General features: G+C 68.4%; 17 protein-coding genes. 7 read left to right on the top strand and 10 right to left on the bottom strand.

Going from position 1 to position 20,923, the window contains the following annotated elements; genetic code table 11:
- Positions 1 to 54 precede the first annotated feature (54 nt).
- From coaBC to ACM0PB_RS13915, 3 genes are read left to right on the top strand one after another with little or no spacing between them, the layout of a single operon-like run.
- Entirely contained in the window at positions 55 to 1,344 is a 1,290-nt protein-coding gene (gene coaBC, locus ACM0PB_RS13905; RefSeq protein ID WP_005420512.1) for a bifunctional phosphopantothenoylcysteine decarboxylase/phosphopantothenate--cysteine ligase CoaBC, read from the top strand.
- Positions 1,341 to 1,814 carry a dUTP diphosphatase gene (gene dut, locus ACM0PB_RS13910; RefSeq protein ID WP_005420510.1) on the top strand — a complete coding sequence of 158 codons (474 nt, stop codon included), beginning with the start codon at positions 1,341 to 1,343 and terminating at the stop codon, positions 1,812 to 1,814. Before coaBC ends, dut begins: the two co-directional genes overlap by 4 nt.
- A gap of 12 nt (positions 1,815 to 1,826) precedes the next feature.
- A complete protein-coding gene (locus tag ACM0PB_RS13915; protein WP_065185648.1) occupies positions 1,827 to 4,175 on the top strand; it encodes a phosphomannomutase/phosphoglucomutase in 2,349 nt (782 codons plus the stop codon).
- A 96-nt stretch (positions 4,176 to 4,271) separates the two neighbouring features.
- On the opposite strand, the gene ACM0PB_RS13920 is transcribed toward ACM0PB_RS13915, so the two are convergent.
- The 8 genes from ACM0PB_RS13920 to pyrE all read right to left on the bottom strand — a co-directional run bounded on the left by ACM0PB_RS13920 (position 4,272) and on the right by pyrE (position 13,770).
- Positions 4,272 to 4,985 carry a response regulator transcription factor gene (locus tag ACM0PB_RS13920; RefSeq protein ID WP_005420506.1) on the bottom strand — a complete coding sequence of 238 codons (714 nt, stop codon included), beginning with the start codon at positions 4,983 to 4,985 and terminating at the stop codon, positions 4,272 to 4,274.
- Entirely contained in the window at positions 4,966 to 7,626 is a 2,661-nt protein-coding gene (locus tag ACM0PB_RS13925; protein WP_065185649.1) for an ATP-binding protein, read from the bottom strand. Before ACM0PB_RS13925 ends, ACM0PB_RS13920 begins: the two co-directional genes overlap by 20 nt.
- A gap of 51 nt (positions 7,627 to 7,677) precedes the next feature.
- On the bottom strand, positions 7,678 to 8,328 hold the full coding sequence (kdpC, locus tag ACM0PB_RS13930; RefSeq protein ID WP_065185650.1) for a potassium-transporting ATPase subunit KdpC: 651 nt from the start codon (positions 8,326 to 8,328) through the stop codon (positions 7,678 to 7,680).
- On the bottom strand, positions 8,325 to 10,382 hold the full coding sequence (gene kdpB, locus ACM0PB_RS13935; RefSeq protein WP_065179004.1) for a potassium-transporting ATPase subunit KdpB: 2,058 nt from the start codon (positions 10,380 to 10,382) through the stop codon (positions 8,325 to 8,327). Before kdpB ends, kdpC begins: the two co-directional genes overlap by 4 nt.
- Before the next feature lie 10 nt (positions 10,383 to 10,392).
- Entirely contained in the window at positions 10,393 to 12,102 is a 1,710-nt protein-coding gene (kdpA, locus tag ACM0PB_RS13940; protein ID WP_053500329.1) for a potassium-transporting ATPase subunit KdpA, read from the bottom strand.
- 12 nt (positions 12,103 to 12,114) lie between these two features.
- Positions 12,115 to 12,207 carry a potassium-transporting ATPase subunit F gene (locus tag ACM0PB_RS13945; protein ID WP_005407770.1) on the bottom strand — a complete coding sequence of 31 codons (93 nt, stop codon included), beginning with the start codon at positions 12,205 to 12,207 and terminating at the stop codon, positions 12,115 to 12,117.
- A gap of 221 nt (positions 12,208 to 12,428) precedes the next feature.
- Positions 12,429 to 13,091 carry a hypothetical protein gene (locus ACM0PB_RS13950; protein ID WP_005420473.1) on the bottom strand — a complete coding sequence of 221 codons (663 nt, stop codon included), beginning with the start codon at positions 13,089 to 13,091 and terminating at the stop codon, positions 12,429 to 12,431.
- A gap of 19 nt (positions 13,092 to 13,110) precedes the next feature.
- Positions 13,111 to 13,770 carry an orotate phosphoribosyltransferase gene (gene pyrE / locus ACM0PB_RS13955; RefSeq protein ID WP_005420471.1) on the bottom strand — a complete coding sequence of 220 codons (660 nt, stop codon included), beginning with the start codon at positions 13,768 to 13,770 and terminating at the stop codon, positions 13,111 to 13,113.
- Between the two features lie 161 nt (positions 13,771 to 13,931).
- On the opposite strand from pyrE, the gene ACM0PB_RS13960 reads away from it, so the two are divergent.
- The 3 genes from ACM0PB_RS13960 (at position 13,932) to ACM0PB_RS13970 (ending at position 16,342) form a co-directional block, all read left to right on the top strand.
- Positions 13,932 to 14,732 (top strand): exodeoxyribonuclease III, encoded by an 801-nt coding sequence (locus ACM0PB_RS13960; protein WP_005420469.1) that lies wholly within the window; start codon positions 13,932 to 13,934, stop codon positions 14,730 to 14,732.
- Entirely contained in the window at positions 14,729 to 16,033 is a 1,305-nt protein-coding gene (locus tag ACM0PB_RS13965; protein WP_049413991.1) for an AmpG family muropeptide MFS transporter, read from the top strand. Before ACM0PB_RS13960 ends, ACM0PB_RS13965 begins: the two co-directional genes overlap by 4 nt.
- Before the next feature lie 78 nt (positions 16,034 to 16,111).
- On the top strand, positions 16,112 to 16,342 hold the full coding sequence (locus ACM0PB_RS13970; RefSeq protein WP_005420465.1) for a hypothetical protein: 231 nt from the start codon (positions 16,112 to 16,114) through the stop codon (positions 16,340 to 16,342).
- 68 nt (positions 16,343 to 16,410) lie between these two features.
- Here ACM0PB_RS13970 and ACM0PB_RS13975 read toward each other — a convergent pair whose 3' ends face one another.
- Positions 16,411 to 17,538, bottom strand: coding sequence for an anhydro-N-acetylmuramic acid kinase (locus ACM0PB_RS13975; protein ID WP_222523724.1), 1,128 nt, complete (start codon positions 17,536 to 17,538; stop codon positions 16,411 to 16,413).
- Between the two features lie 65 nt (positions 17,539 to 17,603).
- Positions 17,604 to 19,076 (bottom strand): M23 family metallopeptidase, encoded by a 1,473-nt coding sequence (locus tag ACM0PB_RS13980; RefSeq protein ID WP_053500323.1) that lies wholly within the window; start codon positions 19,074 to 19,076, stop codon positions 17,604 to 17,606.
- Between the two features lie 167 nt (positions 19,077 to 19,243).
- Here ACM0PB_RS13980 and tyrS point away from each other — a divergent pair, with 167 nt between their 5' ends.
- Positions 19,244 to 20,455 (top strand): tyrosine--tRNA ligase, encoded by a 1,212-nt coding sequence (gene tyrS, locus ACM0PB_RS13985; protein ID WP_164093408.1) that lies wholly within the window; start codon positions 19,244 to 19,246, stop codon positions 20,453 to 20,455.
- Positions 20,456 to 20,923: the final 468 nt, after the last annotated feature.

Raw genomic sequence — 20,923 nt, forward strand, 5'->3', positions numbered from 1 at the left:
GCCGCCCGCTATGTGTGCCGTGTACCGGGACATTACCGACCATCGGGTAAGCTAATGCCCTCGTTTGCACAGGAATTCCAGGTGGCTGACTCCCCCAACGCTTCCCCCGCGCCGGCCCGCGCGCTGGAAGGCCAGAAACTGCTGTTGTGCGTCGGAGGCGGGATCGCGGCCTACAAGGCCCTGGAGCTGGTGCGGCGCCTGCGTGACGCGGGCGCCCAGGTGCAGGTGGCGATGACCGCCGGCGCCCAGCAGTTCGTCACCCCCCTCAGCTTCCAGGCCCTGTCCGGGCAGCCGACCCGCACCACGCTGTGGGACAGCGCCGCCGAGCAGGCCATGGGCCACATCGAGCTGGCCCGCTGGGCCGACCGCATCGTGGTCGCGCCGGGTACCGCCGATCTGCTGGCGCGGCTGGCCCAGGGCCATGCCGATGACCTGGTCAGCACCCTGTGTCTGGCCAGCACCGCACCGCTGACGATCTGCCCGGCAATGAACCACCGGATGTGGCTGCATCCGGCTACCCAGGCCAACATCGCCCTGCTGCGCCAGCGCGGTGCGCAGGTGATCGGCCCGGTCGATGGCCCGCTGGCCGAAGGTGAATCCGGCCCCGGTCGGCTGGCCGAACCGGGCGACATCGTGGCCGCGCTGGCGACCAATGGCGGGGTCGTTGCGACGGTTGCCGCGCCGGAAACCCGTGCCCTGCAGGGGTTGCGCCTGCTGATCAGTGCCGGCCCGACCTACGAAGACATCGATCCGGTGCGCTACGTCGGCAACCGCAGCAGCGGCAAGATGGGCTTCGCCCTGGCCGCCGCCGCCGCCGCGCTGGGCGCGCAGGTGGTGCTGGTCAGTGGCCCGGTACAGCTGCCGACGCCGCCGGGCGTGCAGCGCATCGATGTGCGCTCGGCCGCGCAGATGCGCGATGCCGTACTGAAGTCGCTGCCCGCCGACATCTATATCGGTGCCGCCGCAGTGTCCGACTACACCCCGCGCCAGGTCGCCGCGCAGAAGCTGAAGAAGACCGCCGACAGCCAGTCGCTGGTGATCGAGCTGGTGCGCACGCCGGACATCCTGGCCGAAGTCGCCGCGCAGACGCAGTCGCTGAAGCTGGTGGTCGGCTTTGCCGCCGAGACCCATGACGTGGAGAAATATGCTCGCGGCAAGCTGATCGACAAGCGCCTGGACCTGGTGATCGCCAACCAGGTCGGCATCAGTGGCGGTGGTTTCGAGAGCGACAACAATGCCGCCACGGCCTTCTGGCAGGACGGTGAACAGGTATTCCCGGCCACCTCCAAGCGCGAACTGGCCGAACAACTGCTGGCGCTGATCGCGCGGAGACTCCAGGCATGACCCAGGCATCCCTTTCCCAACCGCTGCAGGTCAAGCTGCTCGATCCGCGCTTCGGCGACAGCTGGCCGCTGCCGGCCTACGCCACCGAAGCCAGCGCCGGCATGGACCTGCGCGCGGCGCTGGATACCGCGCTGACCCTGCAGCCGGGCGACACCGCGCTGGTGCCCAGCGGCCTGGCCATCCACATTGCCGACCCGAACCTGTGCGCGGTGATCCTGCCGCGTTCCGGGCTGGGCCATCGGCATGGCATCGTGCTGGGCAACGGCACCGGCCTGATCGATGCCGACTACCAGGGGCCGCTGCTGATCAGCGTCTGGAACCGTGGCCGCGAGGCCTTCACCATCGAGCCCGGCGATCGCATCGCGCAGCTGGTGGTGGTTCCGATTGCCCGCGTCAGCCTGCAGGTGGTGGATACTTTCACCGACAGCGTGCGGGGCACGGGTGGATTCGGCCATACCGGGGTGCGTTGACAGGGGACATCGATGAGCGGCATCGGGGAAGGACAGCGGGGACGGTCGTTGGGTCGCAGTGCACCACTACTGGGGGTGCTGCTGATCCTGCTGGCCGGCTGGTTCGGATGGAGCGCGGTGCAGCAATGGCGGCAGGAGGCCAACGGCCAGGCGCTGGAAGAAGCGCGCGACCAGGCCGTGCAGGGCCTGCAGCAGGCCGCTGCAGGCCAGTTGCAGCAGCTGCAGCAGCAGTTGAAGAACGATCGCGTGCAGCAGGCGCTGCAGGCCGGCGATGCCGCTGCAGCGGCGCTGGCCGTGCGCGAGAGCTGGACCGGGGTTGAGCAGGTCGAGGTGCTGACGGCCGATCTGGCCAACGCCTATGCCGATCCGGCCACCTTCGGGTATGCACGCCTGGCCCTGCTGGAAGCGGCGGTGGCTGAGGGCAAACCCAGCCTGCGCGTCGTCCGCGATGGTGGCGGCAATCGCCTGGGCCTGGCTGCGCCAGTGCAGCTGGGCAGCCTGGGGCCGGCCGTGATCTATGTCCGCCAGCCGCTGCTGCGGCTGACCTCGCCGCTGGACCAGGTGCGTGCGCCGTCCGCCGGCTTCCTTGGCCTGCGCCAGGGTGGCTTCGATCTGGTCACCCAGGGCGACGTGGGCCTGTCCGAAAGCGCCGAAGCCCTGGCGCGCCCGGTTGCAGGCACGCCGCTGCGGCTGGTCGCGTCGGTGCCGAATGTCGACGCCGGTCCGCTGGGCCTGGGCGCGCTGGCCAGCGCCATTGTGGCGTTGCTGCTGGCGTTCATTGCCGTGTTGCTGGTGGTGGGACGTGACCGACTGCCGAAGTCGCTGCCCTTCCCGCGCCGCGCCGCAGCGTCCGAGGCCGACCATGGCCCGACCCTGAGCGAGAGCCTGCAGCAGGCGCCGCCATCCGAGGCCGCTGTGACCGGCAGTGGCGATGCCGCGCCACCGCCGCCACCGCCAGTGCCCGCTGAAGAGCTGGCCGCCGGCATCTTCCGTGCTTATGACATCCGCGGCGTGGTGGGCAGTGAACTGACACCGAAGACCGCGGCGCTGATCGGCCAGGCCATCGGCACCGTGGCACTGGAGCAGGGCCTGCGCGAGGTGGTGATCGGTCGCGATGGCCGCCTGTCCGGACCCGAGCTGACGGCTGGGCTGGCCGAGGGCCTGCGCCGTGCCGGCTGCGCGGTGATCGACATCGGCCTGGCGCCCACCCCGCTGGTGTACTACGCCGCCTTCCATCTGCGTACCGGCACCTGCGTGGCAGTCACCGGCAGCCACAATCCGCCCGAGTACAACGGCTTCAAGGTGGTCATTGGCGGAGAGACGCTGTCCGGCGATGCCATCACCGATCTCTACCAGCGCATCGTCGAGGGCCGCCTGGTGCAGGCCGCTGAGCCCGGTGACTACCAGCAGCGCGATGTCAGTGCCGACTACATCCAGCGCATCGCCGATGACGTGCAGCTGGACCGCCCACTGAAGGTCGTGGCCGATGCCGGCAATGGCGTGGCCGGCGCACTGGCGCCGCAGCTGCTGGAAGCGATCGGCGCCGACGTCATTCCGCTGTACTGCGATGTCGACGGCACCTTCCCCAACCATCATCCCGACCCGAGCGAACCGGCCAACCTGGAAGACCTGGTGCAGACGGTCAAGCGCTTTGGCGCCGATCTCGGCGTTGCCTTCGATGGCGACGGCGACCGGCTGGGCGTGGTGACCGGCGAAGGCCGGATCATCTACGCCGATCGCCTGCTGATGCTGTTTGCTGCCGATGTGTTGATGCGCAATCCGGGCGCGATGGTGATCTACGACGTGAAGTGCACCGGCAAGCTGTCCGACCACGTGTTGCGCAACGGTGGCAGCCCGCTGATGTGGAAGACCGGGCATTCGCTGATGAAGGCGAAGATGCGCGAGACCGATGCCGAGCTGGCCGGCGAGATGAGCGGCCACTTCTTCTTCAAGGAACGCTGGTTCGGTTTCGACGACGGTCTGTACGCCGCTGCGCGATTGCTGGAGATCCTGGCCCAGCGCGAGGAAACGCCGGGCGAGGTGCTGGGCGAGCTGCCGGAAATGGTCGCCACGCCGGAGCTGAAGGTACCGGTGGCCGACGGGACGCCGCATGCCCTGGTGGCGATGCTGGTGGCGGCGGCGCAGTCCCCGGACAACCCGTATGTGGGTGGCCGCCTGTCGACCATCGACGGGCTGCGCGTGGACTTCGCCGATGGCTGGGGCCTGGTGCGTGCCTCCAATACCACGCCGGTGCTGGTGCTGCGCTTTGAAGGCAACGACGAGGCGGCACTGGAACGCATCCAGGCCCTGTTCCGCAGCCAGCTGCAACCAGTGCTGGGCGACACCCCGCTGGGGTTCTGACCCCTTTGGAAGCTGCAGCAGAATGGGTAGTGCCGGCCGCTGGCCGGCAAGCCCATGAACCTCACACACCCTGCAGTTGCCGGCCAGCGGCCGGCACTACCCCTTGAACCGCAACCCCACGCCCGGCTCGGTGAACAGGTAGCGCGAATCCAGCGCCGAATCACCCAGCTTGTGCCGCAGCTTGCCGACCAGGATGCGCAGGTAGTGGGTGTCGTGCTGGTGGGTCGGCCCCCAGATCTCCTGCAGGATCTGCGGCTGGGTCACCACCCGTCCGGCATTGCGCAGCAGCAGCGACAGCAGCGCGTATTCCTTGCGGGTCAACGCCACCGGCTCACCCTGCAGGGCGACTTCGCGACGCACCAGGTCCACGTGCAGGTGGCCATCGTCGAACACCGGCGGTGTGCCATCGGTCGGCACGCTGCGCGTGCGCAGCAGCGCCCGCACGCGCGCCATCAGTTCCTGCGTGCCGAACGGCTTGGTCACGTAGTCGTTGGCGCCGGTATCCAGTGCGCGCACCTTCTCGGCTTCGCCGGCGCGCACGGTCAGCATGATCACCGGCACCTGGCTCCACTGGCGCAGCTGTTCCAGGACCTCGTGGCCTTCCATGTCCGGCAGGCCGATATCCAGGATCACCAGGTCCATGTCCTCGCTGGCGGCCAGCTGCAGGCCTTCCTGGCCGGTGGCGGCCTGCCGCACCTGGTAGCCCTGCGCGCGCAGGCTGATGTCCAGGAACCGGCGGATCTGGGTTTCATCATCGATCACCAGCACGCGTGCGGCCGGCACGCTGGCATCAATCGGGGTCGGGCTCATCGTGGGAGGCTGGCTTGAGCAGGGGCAGGGTGATGCGGATCAGGGTACCGCGACCGTCGCGTCCGGGCAGCGCCTGCACGCTGCCGCCATGTGCGCCGATCATGCCCTGGCAGATGGTCAGGCCCAGGCCGGTGCCGTGGCGGCCTCGGTCACCGCGCTCGACGCTGTAGAACATGTCGAAGATGCGCGCGCGCTCGTCATCGGGAATGCCGGGGCCGGCGTCGATCACGTCGATGCGCAGCTGGCCGTCCAGCTCGCGCGCCTGTACCTGCACGGCGGCGTCGGGCGGCGAGAACTTGGCCGCGTTCTCCATCACGTTGAACACGGCCTGTTCGACCAGCGCCGGGTGCACCCAGATCGGTGCCAGCGAGGCTGGAATGTCCAGCTCCAGCCGCACCTTTGGCTGGTAGCGCTGCAGGCGCCGTGCCGCCGAGCCGATCAGCTCGTCCACGCCGATCCAGTCGCGGTTGATCTTCAGCCCTTCGTGGCCGAGCCGGGTCATGTCCAGCAGGTTCTGGATGTAGCGGTCCAGCCGTTCGCCCTCGACCAGGATGGTGTCCAGCAGGGCGCGGCGATCAGCGGTATCCATCGCTGCACCGTAGCTGGCCAGGCTGTCGGCCGACCCGATCATCGCCGCCAGCGGCGAGCGCAGGTCGTGCGACACCGAGGAGAGCAGGGCCGAGCGCAGCCGCTCGGTCTCGTTGCTGACGTGCGCCTGCTCCAGTTCCGCCACCAGCCGCGTGCGCAGCGCGGCCTGGGCGATGTCATCGACCATCGCTTCGGCCAGCTGCCGCTGCTCGGGCAGCAGGCGCGCCTGTGCGCCGGGCAGGTACAGGCCGGCCACGCCGATCGCACGGTCTTCGCCGTCCAGCAGCGGCAGGAACCACCATTGCGCGCCGGCCAGGGTATCGGTGAAACGCCCGCTGGGCTGGCCGTGGCGCAGCGCCCAGTCGGCGGCAGCCAGGTCGGTATCGCCGGGCTGGCTGCGGCCGCCGGCGGCGGTATCGGTGCCGATCCGCAGCCACGCCGGCACGTCCAGGGCCTGCTCCAGCGCATGCCGGCCCGCCTGTGCCACCTCGCCGTTGCCGGCCGCACTGGCCAGCTGGCGTCCCAGCTGCTGGCGCGCGCGCGCATGGCGGTTGGCCGCACGCAGCGCGATGACCTGCATGCGCAGGCGCGAGGCCAGGCGCCCGGCCACCAGTGCCGCGGCCAGGAACAGGAAAACGGTGATCACGCCCTGGCGTGCACCGATGGCGAAGGTGAAGCGCGGCGCGATGAACAGGAAGTTGTAGGCGAGGAAACACAGGATCGCGGCCATCACCGCCACGCTGGCGCGCGTGCGTGCAGCCACCAGTACCACCGCGACGATGAACACCATCGACAGGTCGGCCATGCCCACCCAGTGTTCGGCCAGCCACGCCACCGCACAGGCCAATGCGGTCGCGATCAGGGCTTGTGCAGGCTCGTAGCTGATGCCGCGCATCGGCGGCAGCAGGCTCTCGCGGCGCGAGCGTGCGCGTGCCTGCGGCGTGCTGATGATGGTGATCTCGTAATGCGCGCCACGCTGGATCAGCTGCTGGGTCAGGGTGCGGTTGAACATCCGTGCCAGTGGACGTTCGCGGGTACGGCCCAGCACCAGGGTCGACACGCCGTTGTGTGCGGCGTGGTCGAGCAGGGCATCGGCAATGCTCGATCCATGCAGCAGTTCGGCGTCGCCGCCCAGCCGCCTTGCCAGCGCAAAGGCCGCATCGATCTCGCGCCGGGTCGCCTCGTCCTGGCGCCGCCCCTGCACGGTCACTACCGTCCACGGTGCGTCGCGGCGCTCTGCGATGCGCCGCGCCACCCGCACCAGGTATTCGCTCTGGCCGCCCCCGTCGATGGCCACCAGAACGCCGCGACGCAGGGGCAGATTGCCTTCGCCACGCGCGGCGCGGGTTTCGCGCAGGCTGCTGTCGACGCGGTCGGCGGCTTCCTGCATCGCCAGTTCGCGCAGCGCGGTCAGGTTGGCCGGCGAGAAGAACGCCTGCAGGGCCTGTGCGGCCTGTTCCGGCACATAGACCTTGCCCTGCTGCAGGCGCGCGATCAGTTCGCGCGGCGGCAGATCGACCAGCACGATGTCGTGCAGGCGGTCGAGCACGCCGTCGGGCACGGTCTCGCTGACCCGCACGCCGGTGATCCGCATCACCACGTCGTTGAGGCTTTCCAGATGCTGGATGTTGACCGTGGTCCAGACGTCGATGCCGGCGTCCAGCAGCTCCATCACATCCTGCCAGCGCCGCTCATGGCGGCTGCCGGGCGCATTGCGATGGGCCAGTTCATCCACCAGCACCAGCGCTGGATGCCGTGCCAGCACGGCATCCAGATCCATCTCCTGCAGGGCATGGCCGTGATAGGCCACGTCCTTCAGCGGCAGCTGCGGCAGGCCCTCCAGCAGCGCCTGGGTATCGGTGCGTCCATGGGTTTCCACCAGGCCCACCACCAGGTCGACGCCGCGGCGCAGCTGTTCCTGCGCGCGGGTCAGCATGGCGTAGGTCTTGCCCACGCCCGGCGCCGCACCGAGGAACACGGTCAGCTTGCCGCCGGCTTCGCGTTGCAGGCCTTCAACCAGGGCATCGGCCTGGCGGGTACGTGCATCAGTCATGGGGGCCGCTGTCATGGCCACCATTGTGCGCGCAGCAGGTGCAGCCCAGCATCACGGCGTCTTGGCCGCATGGTCCAGCGCGAAGTTCAGCGTCACCACGTTCACCCGTGGCTGCCCGAACAGGCCCCACTGGCGCCCTTCGGTATGCGCCTGCACCAGTGCCTGCACGCGCTCCACCGGCAGGCCACGGGCACGCGCCACGCGTGCTACCTGCAGCTGCGCCGCCGCCGGCGACAGCTGCGGATCCAGTCCGCCGGCGGACTGGGTGACCAGGTCCGCTGGCACCTGCGCCGGGGCGACACCTTCGCGCGCGGCCACCGCAGCCGTGCTGGCGGCAACACGTTCGGCCAACGCCGGGTTGCTGCGCGCCATGTTGGAACCGGCCGCGGCCATCGGGTCGTAGTTGGCCGCCGACGGACGCGCCTGGAAGTAGCCGTCACCGGTGAACGGCTGCGCCAGCCAGGCCGAGCCGCGCACCTGGCCGCTGCCATCGCGCAGCAGGCTGCCTTCGGCCTGGGTCGGGTAGGCCAGCCCGGCAAAGCCGGTGGCGATGCCGGCGTAGACCGCGCCGGCCAGCAGCAGGGAGGCCAGACCCAGGCCGATCGCCGGGCGCCAGCAGGCGCCATCCTGCAGGCTGGCCACGCGGGCCTCGGCCTTGGCGTCGCCCGGAAGGGAAGATGAGGTGGAAGCAGAACGGTTCATGCGCCGAATACCAGGACAAGAAGGAGGTCAATCGCCTTGATCGCTGCGAACGGCAGCAGTACGCCGCCGAGGCCGTATACCAGCATGTTCCGGCGCAGCAGTGCGGTGGCGGTGGCCGGGCGGAAGCGCACGCCACGCAGGGCGAGCGGGATCAGCGCGGGAATCACCAGGGCGTTGAAGATCAGCGCCGCCAGCACCGCGTTGCGCGGGCTCGACAGCTGCATCACGTTCAGTGCGGCCATGGTCGGAACGGCCGCGGCGAACAGCGCCGGCAGGATCGCGAAGTACTTGGACACGTCGTTGGCCAGCGAGAAGGTGGTCAGCGCGCCGCGGGTGATCAGCTGCTGCTTGCCCACTTCCACCACCGACAGCAGCTTGGCCGGGTCCGAATCGAGGTCGACCATGTTGCCGGCCTCCTTCGCCGCCTGCGTGCCGGAGTTCATCGCCAGGCCGATGTCGGCCTGGGCCAGCGCGGGAGCATCGTTGGTGCCATCGCCCACCATTGCCACCAGGCGGCCACCGGCCTGTTCCTGGCGGATGCGTGCCAGCTTGTCTTCCGGACGGGCCTCGGCGATGTAGTCGTCGACGCCAGCCTCGGCGGCAATGGCTGCTGCCGTCAGCGGGTTGTCGCCGGTGATCATCACCGTACGGATGCCCATCGCCCGCAGCTGCGCGAACTTCTCGCGCATGCCGTGCTTGACCACGTCCGACAGCTCGATCACGCCCAGCACGTGGCGACCCTCGGCCACCACCAGCGGGGTGGCGCCATTGCGCGCGACCTGCTCGACGCGCCCGGCCAGTTCAGCCGGCACGCTGCCGCCCAGCGCCTGCACGTGGGCACGGATCGCATCGGCGGCGCCCTTGCGGATCTGCCGCCCATGTTCCAGATCCACGCCGGACATGCGGGTCTGGGCACTGAAGGCCAGGTAGTCGGCATGGTCCGGCTCGGCGGTGGCGCAGCCCTGTTCGCGCGCCAGGCGCACGATCGACTTGCCTTCCGGGGTCGGGTCGGCCAGCGAGGACAGCAGTGCCGCCTCGCGCAGCTGGCTGGCATCGATGCCGGCCAGCGGATGGAAGTGGCTGGCCTGGCGGTCGCCGTAGGTGATGGTGCCGGTCTTGTCCAGCAGCAGCACGTCGACGTCGCCGGCCACTTCCACCGCCTTGCCCGACTTGGCCAGTACGTTCGCGGCCAGCGCACGGTTCATGCCGGCGATGCCGATGGCCGGCAGCAGGCCGCCGATGGTGGTCGGGATCAGGCACACCAGCAGCGCGATCAGCAGCAGCGGATCGACCTTGACGCCGACGGCTGCACCAATGGCCGGCAACGTGGCCACCACCACCAGGAAGGTCAGCGTCATCGCCGCCAGCAGCAGGGTCAGCGCGATCTCGTTGGGGGTCTTCTGGCGGTTGGCACCTTCCACCAGCGCGATCATCCGGTCCAGGAAGCTGTGGCCCGGCTCGGCGGTCACCCGCACGATGATCTGGTCGGACAGCACCTTGGTGCCACCGATCACACCGGAACGGTCGGTACCTGCCTCGCGCAGCACCGGTGCCGATTCGCCGGTCACCGCCGCTTCGTTGATGGTGGCCAGGCCCTGCACGATCTCGCCATCGGCCGGCACCAGCTCACCGGCACTGACGATCACATGGTCGCCCGGGCGCAGTTCGGCGGCCGGCACCTGGGCTTCTGCGGCACCCGGCTGCGGCGCCGCCAGCCGGCGTGCCACCAGGTCCTGGCGGGCACGGCGCAGTGACGCGGCCTGGCCACGGCCACGCGCCTCGGCCACTGCTTCGGCGAAATTGCCGAACAACACGGTCACCAGCAGGATCGCGGTCACTGCCATGCCGAAGCCCAGCGGCGCATTGCCGGTCAGTGTGACGATGGCCGCGACGATCGTGCCAGCCATCACCACCGCCATCACCGGGCTGCGCACCAGGTGCATCGGCGAAAGCTTGCGTACTGCTTCGACCAGCGCACGGCGCAGGCCGGCGCCATCAAGCAGCGCAGGGCGCGGGGCAAGGGAACTACGGGTGGAACTTGCGTGGGTACTCATCGGGGTGTCCTTAGTGCAGTCCCAGGCTGAGGTGGTCGGCGATCGGGCCGAGTACCAGCGCCGGCATGAACTGCAGCACGGTCAGGATGACGATCACCGAGACCAGGGTCAGGGCGAAGGTCGGGGTTTCGATCTGCAGGCTGCCGGCAGACTCCGGCGCCTGGCGCTTGGCGGCCAGCTGTGCGGCCACCACCAGCGGGATGATCAGCAGCGGGAAGCGGCCCAGCAGCAGCACCAGCGAGCAGCTCAGGTTCCACCACAGCGTGGCGTCGCCCAGCCCCTCGAAGCCCGAGCCGTTGTTGGCGTAGGCCGAGACGTACTCGTAGAACACCTGGCTGATGCCATGGAAGCCCGGGTTGGAGGTAGCGGCCAGCCCGGGCACGGCCAGGGTGATCGCGGTGAACACCAGCAGGGTGATCGGCTGCAGCAGCACCAGCAGGGCCAGCAGGCGTACCTGTGGCGTCTCCAGCTTGCGGCCGAACAGTTCCGGCGTACGTCCGGTCATCAACCCGGCCAGGAACACGCCCAGCAGCAGGTACACGATGAACTGCTGCAGGCCACAGCCTATGCCGCCCCAGATCGCGCTGACCAGCATGTTGACCATCGCGATGCCGCCACTCAGCGGCGCCAGCGAGTCATGCATGCCGTTGACCGACCCGTTGGAGACCTGGGTGGTCACCGCCGCCCACAGCGCCGTGCCGTCGGCGCCGAAGCGCACCTCCTTGCCTTCCATCAGCAGCGGCGTGGCGGCGCTGGCACTGTGCCCTTCGCTCCACACCATCGCGCCGGTGGACAGCAGCGACATGCCCAGCATGCAGCTGAACACCAGGGCGCCGAACCGGCGCCGGCCGGTGAACGCACCGATCATGAAGATCACCGCCATCGGCACCAGCAGGATGCCGACGATCTCCAGCGCGTTCGACAGCGGGGTCGGGTTCTCCAGCGGGAAGCTGCTGTTCGGGCCGTACCAGCCGCCACCGTTGGCGCCCAGCTGCTTGGCCGCGACCATCGCCGCCACCGGACCCAGCGGCAGTTTCTGTCCGGTCATGCCGGCGCTGGCATCGATCGGCGTGGCCTGCGGGCCACCGGCCATCGTCGACGGCACGCCCTGGCTGGTCAGCAGCAGGGTCCACACCAGGCACAGCGGCAACAGGAAGCGCACGCACAGGCGGACCACGTCCACGTAGTAGTTGCCCACCGCCACCTGGCGGTCGTCGCCGGCACCGGTGGCCGCCGCAGCCTGCGGCGCACGCGAGAACAACGCGCGCAGCGTGGCCACAGCCAGCGCCAGGCCCATCATCGGTGTCACCACCTGCAGGCCGGTGATGCCGGTCATCTGTGAGAGGTAGGACAGCTGGGCCTGGCCCGAATAGTGCTGCTGGTTGGTGTTGGTCAGGAACGAGATCATCGTGTGCAGCGCGGTGTCCCAGCGCATGTTCGGGATCTGGTCCGGGTTCAACGGCAACCAGGCCTGGGTCATGAACACCGCCTGGGTCAGTACGGCGATCACTACGTTGCTCAGCACGAAGGCCAGCACGTAGCCGCGCCAGGACATCGCGCGCGAGGGATCGACGCCGAACACCTTGTACAACGGCTTTTCGATCCAGTTGAACAGCACGTCGGCCTTCATCGGCGTGCCGCGCATCACGCGCGCCAGGTACAGGCCCAGCGGCCACGCGAGCAACAGGCTGGCGGCAATAATCACAAGCATCTCGGTCATGGCAGGCTCCGCTCAGAACGACTCGGGCCGCAGCACGACATAAAGGAGATAGGCGGCGGCGACCAGCACCAGCACGCCACACAACAACGACAGCCAGGGGGACATTGCAATAGCGTCCTGGTGGAACCCCTCCACCTCAGGCCGTCATCGTCGTCCTGCCGCCCATAAACGCACTACGCGCCGGACCGTGCCGACGCGTAAAGAGTGCATAAATTCCGTGGGCCAAGCCGTAACCAGGCGCCGCCCACTGTAGAGCCGGGCCCATGCTGGGCTGCTCTTTCCCAAGGCCACGTGGAGCCGAGCATGGGCTCGACCCTACAAGCGAATCACGGCGCCTGGCTCGCTGGCGCCACGCCCTTCAGCTCGCGGTAGCGCTGCAGCGTGCTGTCGATCTCGGCCTTCAGCGCCTGCTGCTGCTGCAGGAACCCGGCCTGCAGGCGCTGCTGCGCCCGCAACTGCACGTGCCGCTGACGGATCGCCTCGGCCTGCTTGTCGGCCACCTTGCCACCGGCCAGTTCTCGGTCGCCAGCGGCCGACAACAGCGCCACCAGCGATTCGCGCAGGCTGGTGACGTTGTACTCGGCGGTCTTCAGGTTGTTGTCGAGCACTTCCTGGCGCTCGGCGAACACCCGGCGCAGGTCGTCCTCGCTGCCATAGGTGGACAGCATCGCCTGTTCGGTGCGCTGGCGGGTCTGCTCGGCCATCAGGTCCAGCTGCTGCTGCTGCGCCTCGGTGCTGGCCGCGGCGCGCTCTTCGTCGGTCAACGCGCGCTGGACCTGCGCATTGCGCAGGCCGCTCTTCGCGTTGAACTCCTCGCGGGCGTGATTGACCGCATCGGCTGGCAGCGAATCGCTGCAGATCCGCTCCTTGCCCTCGTTCCAGCAATACAGCTTCTTCTCCACTTTGCCGCCGTCGCGCGACTGCGCCGGCACGGTGGACGGCACGGCCAGCAGCAGGCCGGCAAAGAGAACGGCAGGAACTCGGGACATGACCTTTCCCCTGGGTCGGTCAGCGGATCGAACGGACGCCGTACTGGGCCCGGTAGGCTTCCAGCGGCTGGCGGTAACCCACAAGTTCCGGGTTGCCGGAGGCGAAATCAAGCAGATCGGCCAGCGACGCCACGGCGATCACCGGAATCCCGGCCTCTTCGGCCACCGACTGCGCCGCCGAGCGGCGGTCGGTTTCCGAGGCGATCTCCTGGCGGTCCAGGGCTACCACGATGCCGGCCGGGGTGCCGCCGGCAGCGCGGATGATGCCCAGCGCTTCGCGGATCGCGGTACCGGCGGTGATCACGTCGTCGACGATCAGCACGCGCTTGCCATTCATGTCGGCGCCGATCAGCTGGCCGCCTTCGCCGTGGTCCTTGGCTTCCTTGCGGTTGAACGACAGCGGCAGGTCGCGGCCGCGCTGGGCCAGCTCGCAGGCCATCGCGGTGGCCAGCGGAATGCCCTTGTAGGCCGGGCCGAACACCACGTCGTACTTGATCCCGCTGGCATCGATGGCATCGGCATAGCAGGCGCCGAGCTGGGACAGCAGCGAACCGGAGTCGAAACGGCCGGCGTTGAAGAAATAGGGGCTCAGCCGGCCGGACTTGAGGGTGAACTGGCCGAAGCGCAGGGCGTCGGCGGTCAGGGCCAGCTGCAGGAAACGGTGGCGGTGGTCGCTCATCAAAACTCGATTCATCTTCATTTGGAGCACAAATCCTAATCCAGCTGGGCGTTTCGCGCTCGTCCGGCCCCGCGTGAAGGCTGTCGCGGCGCTGCCTGGCGGACTGCGCAGCCCTACGGGCAACCGGTATGCTTGCCCGGTTTCCCGCCGCAGGTCCCCGCATGCGCATCATCAGTTTCAACGCCAATGGCATCCGTTCCGCCGCGACCAAGGGCTTCCTGGACTGGTTCCGTGCCCAGGACGCCGACGTCCTGTGCATCCAGGAAACCAAGGCCCAGGAAGACCAGCTGACCGACCCGATGTTCCGTCCGGATGGCCATCACTGCTTCTACCGCGACGCCATCACCAAGAAGGGCTACAGCGGTGTGGCGATCTACAGCAAGCGCGAGCCGGACCAGGTCATCACCTCGCTGGGCTGGGCCCCGTTCGACGACGAAGGCCGCTACATCGAGGCGCGCTACGGCAATCTCAGCGTGGTCTCTTTCTATATTCCCTCCGGCAGCTCGGGTGACCTGCGCCAGGGCTTCAAGTTCGAAGTGATGGAATGGCTGCGCCCGATCCTGGAGGAGTGGGCGCGCAGCGGCCGCGACTACGTGCTGTGCGGCGACTGGAACATCGTGCGTTCGGCGCTGGACATCAAGAACTGGAAGTCCAACCAGAAGAATTCCGGCTGCCTGCCGGAGGAGCGCGACTGGCTCAACGCCCTCTGCGCCGACCATGGCCAGGCCACCGATGTCGCCGCCGGCCGCGGTTGGGCCGATGCCTACCGCCTGCTCAATCCCACCGGCGAGGATTACACCTGGTGGAGCAACCGCGGCGCCGCCCGCGCCAACAACGTCGGTTGGCGCATCGACTACCAGTTCATCACGCCGGGCCTGCGCGACAAACTGCGTAGCTGTTCGATCTACCGCGACGAGCGCTTCTCCGACCACGCCCCGTTCACCGTGGACTACGACCTGTGACCGAGGCCGCCACGCCGGTTAGCTACAAGGGTTGGGCAGGCATCAAGCGCGCCTTCGGTACCCCGTCGGCGCTGACCATGGCCATGCTTGGCTTCGGCAGTGGCCTGCCGTTCCTGCTGATCGCTTCGCAGACGCTGTCCACGCGCCTGCGCGACGTCGGCCTGGACCTGGGCAGCATCGGCCTGATCAGCCTGGCCAGCTTCTTCTACCTGCTCAAGTTCCTGTGGGCGCCGCTGCTGGACCGCTATGCATTTCCGCTGCTGGGCGCGCTCGGCCGCCGCCGTTCGTGGCTGCTGGTATCGCAGGTGCTGGTGCTGGTCGGCCTGGTCGCACTGGCCTTCGTGCGGCCGGAAGAGGGCGTCTGGCCACTGGTGATGTGGGTGCTGGTGGCGTCGTTCGCTGGCGCCACCCAGGACTCGGCGGTCGATGCCTACCGTATCGAGATCGCTCCGCAGACCGCGCAGGCCGCGCTGGCGGCCACCTATACGCTGGGCTACCGGATCGGCCTGATCCTGGCCGGTGCCGGCGCGCTGTACCTGGCGCAGTTCGAAGGCTGGATCGTCGCCTACCTGGCGATGGCCGCGCTGATGCTGCTGCCGATCGTCACTACCCTGCTGTGCGCCGAACCGGAGCGCCCGGCCACGGCGGTGCAGCGTCGCATCGATATCGCCGAAGCCTTCGTCCAGCCCATCTCCAGCTTCTTCAGCCGTAATGGCGTGGCGTTGGCACTGGTGCTGCTGGCCTTCGTCGGCCTGTTCAAGTTCCCCGATCAGGTGATCGGCGTGATGGCCGGGCCGTTCTATCTCGATTCGGGGTTCGACAAGGCCGACATCGCCACCGTGTCCAAGCTGTTCGGTGTATGGATGGGGATCGGCGGTGCGTTCCTGGGGGGTATTGCGGTGGCCGCATTCGGCTTCCGGCGCATGCTGCTGGTGGCCGCACTGGGCGTGGCGATGTCCAACCTCGCCTTCCTGCTGATGGCGCACAACCCAGGCAAGCTGTGGGCGTTCTATGCCGCGCTCAGTGCCGACAACCTGTTCCAGGGGTTCGCCGGCACCGTGCTGGTGGCCTTCATGTCGTCGCTGACCGACCGCAACTTCACCGCCACGCAGTACGCGTTGCTGGTATCGCTGGCCAACCTGCCGGGCAAGTTCATCGGCGGTGTCTCCGGATACATCGTTGAGGCGACGTCCTACAGCACGTTCTTCATCCTCAGCTCGGTCACTGTGGTGCCGACCCTGCTGCTGCTGGCCTGGCTGTGGCCGCGGATCGCCGACCGCGGGCCGCCACCGGTCGCCTGATTGCCTGCCCGCCCGGACTGCGGGATCATCGCCCCCGACGCGCCGAGGGGGCGGTGCCTTGCGAACGGGGAAGTGAGCATGGCCGACGTTGTGCTGCGGGACCTGGACCCGCTGCTGCTGGAACGTATCCGACGTGTCGCGGTCGCCCGCGGCTGGACCCATGAACAGACCTGCGCCGCGTTGTTGGAGCAGGGCCTGTTCAGCAGTGAACTGGAGGTCCGCTCCGGTTTCGGCGATCCCGAAGTGGACGCCCTCTCCGATGCGATCGCCGCCCTGCAGGCCTTGCCCGCAGGGCAGGGCTTCGATTAGCGGCTTTGTAGAGCCGAGCCCACGCTCGGCTGCCCGGTGAATCCACGCCATGCGTGGATGGCGCCACCTCACGCCAGGTGGACTGCCCCCAGGATCCGCGGCCCCTTGGCTCCGGTCACGCTCGGCAGGTTGCCGGCCAGCCCGTCCATCGTCCGCTGCGCCAGCCAGGCGAATCCCATCGCCTCCACGTACTCCGGGTCCAGCCCATGCACCGCGCTGGACTCCACCTGCACCTCCGGCAGCCGCGCCGCCAGCCGCTTCATCAGCTGCCGGTTGCGCACCCCGCCGCCACAGACCAGCAGGCGCCGGGTCTGCGGCTGCTGCGCCAGCAGCGCATCGGCCACGGTTGCCACGGTCAGCTCCAGCAGCGTGGCCTGCACATCGGTGGCGGCGTACTGGCCTTCCCCCATGTGCGCCTCGGCCCAGGCCAGGTGGAACTGCTCGCGCCCGGTGCTCTTCGGCGGCGGCAGCGCGAACCACGGGTCCGAACGCCAGCCGGCCAGCAGGCCCTCGTCCACCGCGCCACTGGCGGCATACGCGCCATCGGCATCGAAGGTACGGCCGGTGTGGCGCTGGCACCAGGCATCCATCAGCGCGTTGGCCGGGCCGGTATCGAAGCCGCGCACCGCGCCTTCGCGCGGGATCAGGGTCAGGTTGGCGATGCCGCCCAGGTTGAGCACCGCGCGGTCTTCATCGGCGGCACCCAGCATGCCCAGGTGGAAAGCCGGCATCAGCGGCGCACCATGCCCCCCGGCCGCTACGTCGCGACGGCGGAAGTCGGATACTGTGGTGATTCCGGTCAGTTCGGCGATGCGGTTGCCGTCGCCCAGCTGCACAGTGAACGCTGGATCGGCCAGCGGGCGGTGTCGCACGGTCTGGCCGTGCGAGCCGATCGCGCGCACCTGGCTGCGGTCCACGCCGGCTTCGGCCAGCAGCTGGTTGGCGGCCTCGGCGAAGTTGATCGCAATCCGCGCGTCCAGTTCGCCCAGCTCCTCCAGCGAATCCAACGGGCCACCTTCGCCCAGCGCCACCAGCCGCGCGCGCAGCACCGGTTCCCAGCGTGCGGTCAGGCCGTGCACGAAGCGGCAGCCACCGCCCGCGGGAAACTGCACCAGCGCGGCGTCGATGCCGTCGGCGCTGGTGCCCGACATCAGGCCAAGATACAGGGGGGCGTCAGCGTCGGCAGTAGTGTTCATGGCAGGCACAAAAAAAGGACGCGGCAAGCTTGGGCTGCCGCGTCCTTGCTCGTCAACGCAGGGGCTCAGCCGCGCTTGCGGCCGGTCGCCTGCTTGTCCTTGGCGCTGGCCACCTCGGCGGCGGCCTCGTCGCGGCTGGTCGGTGCCGGGCTGGCATCGGCGTAGATCAGCTTCTCCATGCCCTGGATGCGGGCCATCGCTGGCGCGGTCTGCGCGCGGAAGGCGACCAGCTCGGCGCCCTTCAGCGGCTCCGGCGGCGGCATGGTCACGGTCAGCGGGTTGCGGTGTTCGCCGTTGACCCGGAATTCGTAGTGCAGGTGCGGCCCGGTCGCCAGGCCGGTCGAGCCGACATAGCCGATCACCGTGCCCTGGGCCACGCGCTGGCCGGTCCTGATGTTCGCAAAGCGCGACATGTGGCCGTACAGGGTGGTGTGGCCTCGACCGTGGTCGAGGATCACCACATTGCCGTAGCCGCGCTGCACGCCCGCGAACTGCACGCGGGCATCGCCGGCGGCCATGATCGGCGTGCCGGTACGCGCGGCGTAGTCCACGCCCTTGTGCATGCGCATCTTGCCCAGCACCGGGTGCTTGCGTGCGCCGAAGGTCGAGCTCAGCCGCGCGAACGGGATCGGCATGCGGATGAAGCTCTTCTTCAACGAACGGCCGTTGATGTCGTAGTACTCGGACTTGCCGTTGCGGTCGAAGCGGAAGCCGGAATAGGTCTTGCCCCCGGTGGTGAAGGTCGCCGCCAGGATCTTGCTGGTGTCCACCTTCTCGCCTTCGCGCCAGGTCTCGTCCATCACCACGCTGAAGCGGTCGCCCGGCTGCAGGTCCTTGGAGAAGTCGATGTCGTACTTGAAGATGTCGTCGGTCATCGTCGCGATCGCCGACGGCGACAGCCCGGCCCGGCGGGCGGCGGCATACAGCGAACTGGTGATCTCGCCGCTGGTGACCACGGTACGCGTGGAAGTCTCGCGCCGCGTCACCTTCTCCTTGATGTCATCGCCGGCCAGGCTCAGTTCCACCCGGTTGTCGGCGTCGCGATCGAAGCGGATGCTGCGCAGGTCGCCGGACAGCGGCATGTCGAAGGCGATCTCGGCGCCCGGGCGCAGCTTGGTCAGCGCCTCGCGCGCACCGGGGTGCTCCAGCACCCGGTGCAGGGTGGTGGCCGGAATGCCGGCTTTGTCGAACAGGTCACTCAGGGTCTGGCCGCGCTGGATGCGCAGCACCTGCCAGCTGTCGCCCGGCACCTGCTGCTGGCGGGCCATGGTCAACGGCGGCAGCGGCAGCGCCAGGCTGGTGTGGCTGTCCGCGTAAGGCGCATCAATGGTGTGCGAGAAACCGGGGACGATCGTCGCCACCAGGGCGCCGATGGTCGCAAACAGGCTGGCGTGCATCCAATGGCGGCGGGTCCAGCGCTCATTGAAGGCGGCGGGAAGGTGTTGCCTGAGCTTCCGATGCAGGGCGTTGTCGTGCAGGACGTGAAGGCGTTCCTGGAAGCGCTGCTTGCGTGCGCGCCCTTGTTCGGAATTGTGCATCGGCGGTTTTTTCCTGGCGGCCCGGGAGCGCGGGCCTGATCGCCGGTTACCATAGACACCTGAGAAAACCGCGTCAAACCCTTGTGCCCATTGGCTTTTGTGAAGCCAATCGGGTTAACTTTGCTTTAACACCCCACACAAGAATCGGCGTTGCCGGGAGTAGTCACGTGTCCTCGATTGAAGAAGCCCTTGCCCTGATCGGCCGCGGTGCCGACGAGATCCTCAAGCTCGAGGATCTGCGTGCGCGCCTGCAGGAAGGCCGCCCGCTGCGGATCAAGGCCGGCTTCGACCCCACTGCGCCCGACCTGCACCTGGGCCACACGGTGCTGCTGAACAAGATGCGCCAGTTCCAGGACCTCGGCCACCAGGTCATTTTCCTGATCGGCGACTTCACCGGCATGATCGGCGATCCCTCGGGCAAGAGCCTGACCCGCAAGCCGCTCAGCCGCGATGACGTGCTGGCCAACGCCCGTACCTACGAGGACCAGGTGTTCAAGGTGCTCGACCGCAGCCGTACCGAAGTCCGCTTCAACTCGGAGTGGTTCGGCAAGATGGGCGCGGCCGACATGATCCGCCTGGCCGGCCAGCACACCGTGGCACGCATGCTCGAGCGCGACGACTTCGCCAAGCGCTATGCCGCCCAGCAGTCCATCGCCATCCATGAGTTCCTGTACCCGCTGGTGCAGGGCTACGACTCGGTGGCCCTGGAGGCCGACGTCGAGCTGGGCGGTACCGACCAGAAGTTCAACCTGCTGATGGGCCGTGGCCTGCAGGAACACCATGGCCAGAAGCCGCAGGTGGTGCTGACCATGCCGCTGCTGGAAGGCCTGGATGGCGTCAACAAGATGTCCAAGTCGCTGGGCAACTACATTGGTATCAGCGAGCCGGCCATCGACATCGTCACCAAGACCATGAAGGTGGACGACACCCTGATGTGGCGCTGGATCGAGCTGCTGTCCTTCGACATCAGCCAGGCCGAGGCCGTGCAGCTGCGCGAGCAGGTGGCCAATGGCGGCCTGAACCCGCGCGTGGTCAAGCTGCGCCTGGCGCGTGAGCTGGCGACCCGTTTCCACGACGCCGTGGCGGCAGAGCAGGCGATTGCCGGCTGGGAGGCGGCGGTGACCGGGCAGGGCGACATCACCCAGTTGCCGCTGCAGGATGTGGCGATCCCGGCCGAAGGCCTGCGTATTGCCGCGTTGCTGACGGCGGCCGGCCTGACCCCGAGCAACTCCGAAGCCAACCGCAAGCTCAAGGAGCGCGCGGTGAAGGTGGACGGTGAAGTGGTCGAAGACGGTCAGCAGGTGCTGCAGCCGGGCTTCGAAGGCCTGCTGCAGGTCGGCAAGCGCACCTTCGCCCGCGTGCGCCTGGTCGCTGGCTGAGAAGAAGGAAGGGCCGGCGCCAGCCGGCCCTTCCTTTTGCTCTTGTAGAGCCGAAGGCAACGGCAGGAGCCGTTGCCTTCGTCGCGTGCGACGGCCCGTAGGGGCCGGGCAGGACGCCCGGCATAGCCACGCTCGGCTGCTCTTCACGGGATCCTCCCGCGGCGCGGCGCATGAACCGATGCAACATCCGGTGAAAAAAATCGCCACACCCCCTTCACAAATGATCGGAATGGGGACATACTTCTCCTCCCCCGTCGCAGGGGTCGCCACCAAGGGGCTTCAGCGACAACAGGGCGCCCACCACCGCCGAACGAGATGATCGAACGAAGGTGTTGACGGACTGAAAAAGTCTGGCATAATGGGCGGCTCGCTACGAAGGAAACTTCGCAGCACACGGGAACGGCGCTGAGGCCACTTCCCCGGATCTTTGAAAGTATGCGCAGGTATCTTGTGAAGGCGCCTGCAGGA

The organism is Stenotrophomonas sp. AR029 (assembly GCF_047520695.2).
Lineage (GTDB): Bacteria > Pseudomonadota > Gammaproteobacteria > Xanthomonadales > Xanthomonadaceae > Stenotrophomonas > Stenotrophomonas sepilia.

Excerpts from the sequence above, each read along its gene's own strand:
- coaBC (WP_005420512.1), top strand. The coding sequence starts at position 55 with ATGCCCTCGTTTGCACAGGAATTCCAGGTGGCTGACTCCCCCAACGCT.
- dut (WP_005420510.1), top strand. The coding sequence starts at position 1,341 with ATGACCCAGGCATCCCTTTCCCAACCGCTGCAGGTCAAGCTGCTCGAT.
- ACM0PB_RS13915 (WP_065185648.1), top strand. The coding sequence starts at position 1,827 with ATGAGCGGCATCGGGGAAGGACAGCGGGGACGGTCGTTGGGTCGCAGT.
- ACM0PB_RS13920 (WP_005420506.1), bottom strand. The coding sequence starts at position 4,985 with ATGAGCCCGACCCCGATTGATGCCAGCGTGCCGGCCGCACGCGTGCTG.
- ACM0PB_RS13925 (WP_065185649.1), bottom strand. The coding sequence starts at position 7,626 with ATGACTGATGCACGTACCCGCCAGGCCGATGCCCTGGTTGAAGGCCTG.
- kdpC (WP_065185650.1), bottom strand. The coding sequence starts at position 8,328 with ATGAACCGTTCTGCTTCCACCTCATCTTCCCTTCCGGGCGACGCCAAG.
- kdpB (WP_065179004.1), bottom strand. The coding sequence starts at position 10,382 with ATGAGTACCCACGCAAGTTCCACCCGTAGTTCCCTTGCCCCGCGCCCT.
- kdpA (WP_053500329.1), bottom strand. The coding sequence starts at position 12,102 with ATGACCGAGATGCTTGTGATTATTGCCGCCAGCCTGTTGCTCGCGTGG.
- ACM0PB_RS13945 (WP_005407770.1), bottom strand. The coding sequence starts at position 12,207 with ATGTCCCCCTGGCTGTCGTTGTTGTGTGGCGTGCTGGTGCTGGTCGCC.
- ACM0PB_RS13950 (WP_005420473.1), bottom strand. The coding sequence starts at position 13,091 with ATGTCCCGAGTTCCTGCCGTTCTCTTTGCCGGCCTGCTGCTGGCCGTG.
- pyrE (WP_005420471.1), bottom strand. The coding sequence starts at position 13,770 with ATGAGCGACCACCGCCACCGTTTCCTGCAGCTGGCCCTGACCGCCGAC.
- ACM0PB_RS13960 (WP_005420469.1), top strand. The coding sequence starts at position 13,932 with ATGCGCATCATCAGTTTCAACGCCAATGGCATCCGTTCCGCCGCGACC.
- ACM0PB_RS13970 (WP_005420465.1), top strand. The coding sequence starts at position 16,112 with ATGGCCGACGTTGTGCTGCGGGACCTGGACCCGCTGCTGCTGGAACGT.
- ACM0PB_RS13975 (WP_222523724.1), bottom strand. The coding sequence starts at position 17,538 with ATGAACACTACTGCCGACGCTGACGCCCCCCTGTATCTTGGCCTGATG.
- ACM0PB_RS13980 (WP_053500323.1), bottom strand. The coding sequence starts at position 19,076 with ATGCACAATTCCGAACAAGGGCGCGCACGCAAGCAGCGCTTCCAGGAA.